Here is a 7,805-nt window from a genome sequence, read left to right on the forward strand (position 1 = left end):
GGTCAGGCCCGCTCAGGGTCGGCATCCGGCCGGAATCTGAGCGGACTAAACTGGAAGCGCCCCGCCGGCCCCTTCCATTGGAGTGCGCGTGACCACCCCGAACACCCCCACCACCCACGTACCCGACTCTGTCGAGAACGCGATCGCCACCCCCGAGAAGGAGCAGCCGTACGGCGCTCTCGGACTCAAGGACGACGAGTACGCGCGCATCAGGGAGATCCTCGGTCGTCGCCCCACCTCTGGCGAGCTGGCGATGTACTCGGTGATGTGGTCGGAGCACTGCTCCTACAAGTCGTCGAAGAACTACCTGCGCCGCTTCGGCCAGAAGGTCTCCGACGAGATGCGCGAGCGCCTCATGGTCGGCATGGGCCAGAACGCCGGCGTCGTCGACGTGGGCGAGGGATGGGCGGTCACGTTCAAGGCCGAGTCGCACAACCACCCGAGCTTCATCGAGCCGTTCCAGGGTGCCGCTACCGGCGTCGGCGGCATCGTGCGCGACATCATCTCGATGGGCGCACGCCCCGTGGCCGTGATGGATGCTCTGCGCTTCGGCGCCATCGACCACCCCGACACCCCGCGCGTCGTGCACGGGGTCACCGCCGGCATCAGCTTCTACGGCAACTGCCTTGGGCTTCCGAACATCGGCGGCGAGACGGTCTTCGCCTCCGTGTACCAGGCCAACCCACTCGTGAACGCCCTCGCCGTCGGCGTGCTGCGCCACGAGGACCTCAAGCTCGCCAACGCCACCGGCGTGGGCAACAAGGTCGTGCTGTTCGGCGCCCGCACCGGCGGCGACGGCATCGGCGGAGCATCCATCCTCGCCTCCGACTCGTTCGACTCCACCGGCCCCACCAAGCGCCCCGCAGTGCAGGTCGGCGACCCGTTCGCCGAGAAGGTGCTCATCGAGTGCTGCCTCGAGCTGTACAAGTCCGAGCTCGTCGAAGCCATCCAGGACCTCGGCGCCGCCGGCATCTCCTGCGCCACCAGCGAGCTGGCCGCCAACGGCAACAGCGGCATGCACGTCTCGCTCGACAACGTGCTGCTGCGCGATCCGTCGCTCACCGCCGAAGAGATCCTCATGTCGGAGTCGCAGGAGCGGATGATGGCGATCGTCGCCCCCGAGAAGCTCGACGCGTTCATGGAAGTCGTGAACAAGTGGGAGGTCGAGACCAGCGTGCTCGGCGAGGTCACCGGAGACGGCCGTCTCGTCATCGACTGGCAGGGTGAGCGCATCGTCGATGTCGACCCGTCGACCGTCGCCGTCGACGGCCCCGTCTACGACCGCCCGGTCGCCTACCCGACGTGGATCGACGCGCTGCAGGCGGATGCCGCAGAAGACCTCCCACGCACCGACGACCCCGCGACCCTGCGCGAGCAGTTCCTGAAGCTGGTCGCGTCGCCGAACCTGGCCGACACGTCGTGGATCACCAACCAGTACGACTACTACGTGCTCGGCAACACCGCGCTCGCCTTCCCCGACGACGCCGGCATGATCCGCGTCGACGAGGAGTCGGGTCTCGGGTTCTCGATCTCGACCGATGCCAACGGCCGCTACTGCCAGCTCGACCCGTACGCGGGTGCGCAGCTGGCCCTCGCCGAGGCATACCGCAACGTCGCCGTCACCGGCGCCACCCCGACCGCGATCACCGACTGCCTCAACTTCGGCTCCCCCGAGAACCCCGAGGTCATGTGGCAGTTCGGGCAGACCGTCGACGGCCTGGCCGACGGATGCTACGCCCTCGGCACTCCCGTCACCGGCGGCAACGTCTCGTTCTACAACCAGACCGGTGACACCCCGATCCACCCGACCCCGCTGGTCGGCGTGCTCGGCATCATCGACGACGTCGCCCGCCGCATCCCGTCCGGCTGGCAGGATGCCGGCGAGAACATCTACCTGCTCGGCGTGACCTCCACCGAGCTGAGCGGCTCGGCCTGGGCCGATGTCATCCACGACCACCTCGGCGGCCTGCCCCCGAAGGTCGACCTCGACGCCGAGAAGCGCCTTGCCGGCCTGCTCGGCGCGGCACGCGAAGAGTGGCTGATCTCCTCGGCACACGACGTCTCCGAGGGTGGCCTCGGCCAGGCTCTCGCCGAGGGCGTCATGCGCTTCGGCGTCGGCGCCCGCGTGTGGCTGACCGAGCTCATGGAGCGCGACGGCGTTGATGCCGCATCCGCCCTGTTCTCCGAGTCCACCGGCCGGGTCATCGTGACCGTGCCGCGCGAGGACGACGTGAAGTTCCGAGGCCTGTGCGAGGGGCGCGGCTACCCCGTGCTGCGCATCGGCGTGACCGACACCGAGCCCACGCTCGAAGTGCAGGACGTGTTCACCGTCACGGCCGAGGAGCTGCGTGAGACCTCACGGGCGACCTTGCCGGCTGTGTTCGGCCCGACGGTCACCGAGCCGGCCTCGGTGTGAACGCTTCGGCGCTGTCGTTCTCTGCCCGCGCGGCGGGAATCCGCACAGCGCGAGCAGATTCGAGCAGCGCGAACCGAGCGGATGCTGAGAAGAGCAGCGCGAACCGAGCGGATGCTGAGAAGAGCAGCGCGAACCGAGCGGATGCTGAGAAGAGCAGCGCAAGCTCGCTCTAAGAGGAGGACGACAGTGAGCCGCACCGACGAGGACTACGGCGATCTCGGCGAGCGCCGCACCCGCCGCATCCGCCTGGTCGCGTGGGTGACGATCATCGCGCTGATCGTGGGCGGTGGCGGCGCCACCGTGTTCACGCTCCTGTTCGGCTGAGACGCCGCGGCTGCCGCATGGTGGCGGGCGCGAGCGGATGCGGAACGCGGTCACCGCTGTCAACCCTCTCGCCCGTACTTCGCGAGCGAGAAATCGTGGAACGCACAGATCGAGAACACCGGAGGTTCACGTGAGCGACGCGACACAGCCGAACGACCCGGCCGACAACGGAATGGACAAGGGCACCGGCGACCCCGGCGACGACCGGGCACACCTGATGGATCAGCCGCCGGCACAGGCCGATGACGACGAGCAGGACGAGGACGACCCCGAGCACGGCCAGGCCGGATGACGCGTCGTCCGATTCCCGCCAGCGCGCGGTGACGGACCGGCGAAGACTGGGATTCCTGAATGGAGGAACCCCATGGGCAACGTCACGTCGATCGATCCACACACGGCGATCTCACCGGCCATCCTGTACTTCGGCACCCCCGTCGCGCTGCTGACCACCGTCGACGCCGAGGGGCACGCGAACATCGCGCCGAACTCCTCAGTCTGGTGGCTGGGGCAGACCGCCGTCGTGGGCGTCTCGGCGAGCAGCCAGACCGGCCGCAACCTGCTCGCGACGGGCGAGGTGGTGATCAACCTTCCGTCTCAGAACGAGGTCGACATCGTCGATCGGCTTGCTCTGACCACCGGCCGCCCTGAGGTCTCGGCCCGCAAGCACGCCGCCGGTTACAGATCCATCCGCGACAAGTTCGCGCACGCCCGGGTTTCGCCCGTGGCGGCGGAGACGGTGACCCCGCCCCGGATCGCCGAGCTTCCCGTGCACCTGGAGGGAACGGTGCGCACACTGCATCCGCTCGACGGTGTATCCGACCCCGCCGAGGCGCGCGTGATCGCCGCTGAGGTCGCGATCACCCGGGTGCATGTGCGCGAGTCGCTGCGCATGCCTGGATATCCCAACCGCATCGACCCCGAACGCTGGCAGCCGCTGCTGCTCAGCTTCCAGCGGTTCTTCGGCCGCGGCGGCGAGGTCATGCCCTCACGCCTCGCCTCCATCGACGAGGAGTGGTATCGCGGGTGAGCGCCGACGCGAGTACGGACGGCACGGGGCCGGGATCACGCCGCGTCAGCGAACCTTCGCACGCGAACGGCGTTCACACCAGCTATGTTCGAGAGCCGCTGTACGAGCGATTCCTTCGTGAGACTCGCGGGCGCTTCGAGCTTCATGACGATCCGCTGGTCGTTGCGGGAACGACGCTCCTTGACGTCGATCTCTCCGAACACCACGGATGGTGAGCCGATTGTCGCAAGAACCGTCGGCAGCACCGTCGGCTCGGGGTCGCAGTCGAGCCTCACGACCAGTTCATGCTTGCGTCGCCACCGCGCGGGGCGCAGGTAGGGCACGCCGACGAGCGCAATGAGCACGAGTCCGGTGCCGACAAGGACGAGTGCATAGTTCCCGGCACCCGACATGACGCCGACGGAGGCCGCCAACCACAAGGTCGCGGCGGTCGTCAGCCCGCGGATCGTCGCGCCGTCTCGGAGGATCGCTCCCGCACCGATGAATCCGATCCCCGACGCGACCTGCGCGCCGATCCTCGCCGGGTCGGCGTTCGCCCCGCGGATCACGTCCTCGAAGCCGTAGGCCCCGGCGAGGGTGAACATCGCCGACCCCATCGATACCAGCACATGTGTGCGCAGCCCGGCCGGGTGGCCACGCAGCTCGCGCTCCATTCCGAGAGCGAGCCCGGCCGCGAGGGAGACCAACAGGCGAAGGGACAGATCAACCCACGTCACGCGGTCGCCTCGCGAATCACACGGACGTCCCCCGGACGCAACGGGATCCTGCCCGTGAACGCTTCACCGGTGAGAAGGTCCGTCCCCGCCGCATCGACAAACGCCTCCTTCGGTGAATGGTTGATGGCGAAGAGATACGATCGATCATCTCCCCTTCGTCGGATCACCTCCACGTGCGATCCGCGAACCCGCGCGGCGGGCCGGATTCTCGCGACGCGGCAGAACTCCCCGACCACCGCTGCAAGTGACGGCGGTGCCAGATGTGTGGAGATGTACCACGCCGAACCCCCTGTCGGTCCGACGGCGTCGCGCACCGTGATGGCGGGCGCACCGTCAAGGGCCGGATCACTGTAAACGGCCAGCGATTCCGCGGTGGTGTTCCTCAGTCGTTCGGCCCAGACCGACCCGGTGAGCTCGTCTTCCGCAACGCCCGGATGGCGGTCGGTGACCTGCATGCGAACTGACTCACCGGCGCGCAATGGCGTGAACTCCTCCACTCGCACACCGAGAGTCTCCCGCAATGCGCCGGGGTAGCCGCCCAACCATACGTGGTCGTCCGAATCGACGATCCCTGAGAAGTAGGTCACCAGAAGGTGAGTGCCACGCTCCACCGCATCGACGATCTTGTCGGCGAGCTCCTGGCTCATCATGTAGAGCCCGGCGACGACGACGGCCGAGTACTTCGAGAGGTCTGCCTTCGGCGGCACGACATCGACCGCGATTCCTCGATCCAGCAACGCGCTGTGGATGGAGCGCATCTCCGTCGAGTACGAGAAGTCGACCGTCGGGTGCCCGTCGAGTTGCGTGGCCCACCACGCCTCGTAGTCGAACACGATCGCGACCTGCGCAGTGTCGGCGGTGGTTCCGCGCACTTCCGCCAGGCGCGCGACCGATGCGCCCAGCGCGACGGCCTCGTCCCAGATTCGCGTCTCGGTTCCCGCATGAGGCACGACGGCCGAGTGATACTTCTCAGCGCCGAACGCCGACTGCCGCCACTGGAAGAACATCACACCGTCAGCGCCGCGAGCGATGTGCGCCAGCGTGTTGCGTCGCATCTCCCCGGGCGTCTTGGCGATATTCCGCGGCTGCCAGTTGACCGCGCTGGTCGAGTGCTCCATGAGCAACCACGGCCGGTTGTCGCTGAGGCCCCTCGTGCGATCGGCGCAGAACGCCAGCTCTCGCCACGACTGCGCGTCGTCGGCTATCAGATAATGGTCGTTCGCGACCAGGTCCACGTGCTCCGCGAAGCTGCCGTAATCGATGCTGCTGATGTGCTCGGTGACCATGAAGTTCGTCGTGACCGGCACATCGGGAGCAATCGACTTCAGGATGTCGCGCTCTGCGTCGTACAGGGCGATCTGCCGGTCAGAGCTGAAGCGGGCGAAGTCGAGACGATGAGCGGAGTTCTGGAGAGTCGTGGTCTCTCTGGGCGGGTCGATATGGTCGAAGTCCCGGAAGTACTGACCCCAGAAGGCCGTACCCCATGCATGGTTCAGCCGGTCGATCGTGCCGTAGCGTTCGCGGAGCCACTGTCGGAAGTCGGCCGCCGAGCGTTCGCAGAAGCAGAACGTGTTATGACAGCCCATCTCGTTTCCGACGTGCCAGATGGCGAGGGCGGGATGATCCCCGAACTCCTCGGCAAGGCGCCCGACCAGCCGGAGTGCGTAGCGGCTGTACGCGGGTGAACTCGGGCACCAGTTCTGCCTGCTGCCTTGCCCCAACCGCACGCCGGTACGATTCGTCATCGCCATCTCGGGGTGAGCGTGGTACAGCCACATCGGCGGGCATGCTGTGGGCGTTGCCAGGCAGACCGAGATCCCCGCGGCGTGTAGGCGATCCATAACGCGGCGCAACCATTTGAAGTCGTATACGCCGTCGTCCGTTTCCAGCGCTCCCCAGGCGAACGTGCCGAGGGTGACCATGGTGATCCCCGCCTCGACCATGAGAGGGATGTCCTGCGATTGCGTTGCCAAGTCCCACTGCTCGGGGTTGTACTCAGCACCGAAGATCACGCCCTCGGAGCGAAGTGGATGAGAATGCACGGTTCCTACTTTCACGATAAAGCGTGGGAGCAGAGTAGCAGACACCTTTCATCGGCGCGTGGTCGCCGGTGCGCGACCGAGTCAGTCGCGGCGCGCCGGCCCCGTGGATCCGCGTACGATCAGCTCGACCGGAACTTCGATATGACGGTCATCCGGTTCACGCCCCTCGGCGATGTCGATCAGCAGTCGCGCGGACAAGCGGCCGATCGCATAGCGGTCGGTGCGGAACGTGGTCAACGGCGGACCGAGGATCTGCGAGGTCTCGACGTCGTCATGGCCGATGACCGATAAGTCGTGGGGAACGACGAGGCCGTTGTCCTGGGCTGCGAGATACGCCGCATGTGCGAGATGATCGCTGTTCGCGATGATGGCGGTCGGGCGCTGCGCTCGCGGCGCCGCGAGCGCCGCGGAGATCGCCGCCCGCGCGTGAGCCGCGTCCCATCCGCACGCGATCATGTGAGGCGTGAGCGAATCACGCCCCATGGCTGCGATGAACTCCGAGTCGCGGTCGGAGTCCGAACGCTCCTTCACGGTTCCGGTCAACAACGCGATGCGGCGATGACCGAGCTCGCGCAGGTGCTCCACCGCCAGCCGCACAGCTGTCACGGCATCCGAGCGCACCGACAGGACATTCGGGTCGTTCCGGGCCGCAAAGGCGTTGAGGATCGCGATGGGCCGCTCACTCTTGCGCCTCCACGTCTTACGCGCGGCTTCCGTCTCGAGTGGGGCGATTGCAAGCCCTTCGAGCTCACGTGCCGCAAAGGCCTCGATGAGCGCGAGTTCGTGAGCAAGGTCCAGCCGCGAGGAGCCGATCATCACCTGGTAACCGTGCGCAGCGCATTCGTCGTCGAACCCTTCGATGACGTTCAGAAACGCGGGGTTGTGCAGGTTTCGGTTGATGATGCCCATCATGCTCGTGCGCTCGGTGCGGAGCGCCCGAGCCGCGTAGTTCGGGCGATACCCCAGTTCCTCAGCGAGGCTGAGAGCGGCCGCTCTGAGTTCATCGCTCACGCCGGGCCGCCCATTGAGCGCCAGGCTCACAGCCATGGAGCTCACACCCAGGCGTCGCGCGAGGTCAGCCAGCGTCGGAGATGAGCCTGAGCCTGGGCTTCGCACCCGCCCACGAGGCCGGCCGCCCGCGTCTGAGCCTGTCGGAGAGTCGATGACGCCCTCCTTGTTCATGCCGCCGAAAGCCTGCGCTCGGCGAGACCGCCCTTGCAAGTACATGATACAGACGGCCTGCGAATCGGGTCTTGTGCCTGAGCACGGCCCGTGAGTAG

At 67.1% G+C, this 7,805-nt stretch carries 7 protein-coding genes; 4 read left to right on the forward strand and 3 right to left on the reverse strand.

The annotated features are described in order from the left end of the window. Positions 1 to 88 precede the first annotated feature (88 nt). From purL to RIN43_RS15265, 4 genes are all read left to right on the forward strand, one after another. Positions 89 to 2,416 (forward strand): phosphoribosylformylglycinamidine synthase subunit PurL, encoded by a 2,328-nt coding sequence (gene purL / locus RIN43_RS15250; RefSeq protein ID WP_309129778.1) that lies wholly within the window; start codon positions 89 to 91, stop codon positions 2,414 to 2,416. A 186-nt stretch (positions 2,417 to 2,602) separates the two neighbouring features. Beyond that, positions 2,603 to 2,740, forward strand: a complete 138-nt coding sequence (locus tag RIN43_RS15255; RefSeq protein ID WP_309129779.1) for a hypothetical protein — start codon at positions 2,603 to 2,605, stop codon at positions 2,738 to 2,740. 130 nt (positions 2,741 to 2,870) lie between these two features. Next, positions 2,871 to 3,032, forward strand: a complete 162-nt coding sequence (locus RIN43_RS15260; protein WP_309129780.1) for a hypothetical protein — start codon at positions 2,871 to 2,873, stop codon at positions 3,030 to 3,032. A 72-nt stretch (positions 3,033 to 3,104) separates the two neighbouring features. Then, positions 3,105 to 3,767 carry a flavin reductase family protein gene (locus RIN43_RS15265; RefSeq protein ID WP_309129781.1) on the forward strand — a complete coding sequence of 221 codons (663 nt, stop codon included), beginning with the start codon at positions 3,105 to 3,107 and terminating at the stop codon, positions 3,765 to 3,767. A 35-nt stretch (positions 3,768 to 3,802) separates the two neighbouring features. Here RIN43_RS15265 and RIN43_RS15270 read toward each other — a convergent pair whose 3' ends face one another. The 3 genes from RIN43_RS15270 to RIN43_RS15280 form a co-directional block, all read right to left on the reverse strand. After that, positions 3,803 to 4,483 (reverse strand): MgtC/SapB family protein, encoded by a 681-nt coding sequence (locus RIN43_RS15270; protein WP_309129782.1) that lies wholly within the window; start codon positions 4,481 to 4,483, stop codon positions 3,803 to 3,805. Then, positions 4,480 to 6,525 carry a beta-galactosidase gene (locus RIN43_RS15275; RefSeq protein ID WP_309129783.1) on the reverse strand — a complete coding sequence of 682 codons (2,046 nt, stop codon included), beginning with the start codon at positions 6,523 to 6,525 and terminating at the stop codon, positions 4,480 to 4,482. The genes RIN43_RS15270 and RIN43_RS15275 overlap by 4 nt, the downstream gene beginning before the upstream one ends. An 81-nt stretch (positions 6,526 to 6,606) precedes the next feature. Next, positions 6,607 to 7,752, reverse strand: a complete 1,146-nt coding sequence (locus RIN43_RS15280) for a LacI family DNA-binding transcriptional regulator (RefSeq protein WP_309129784.1) — start codon at positions 7,750 to 7,752, stop codon at positions 6,607 to 6,609. Positions 7,753 to 7,805: the final 53 nt, after the last annotated feature.

This window comes from Microbacterium sp., assembly GCF_031178445.1.
Lineage (GTDB): Bacteria > Actinomycetota > Actinomycetes > Actinomycetales > Microbacteriaceae > Microbacterium.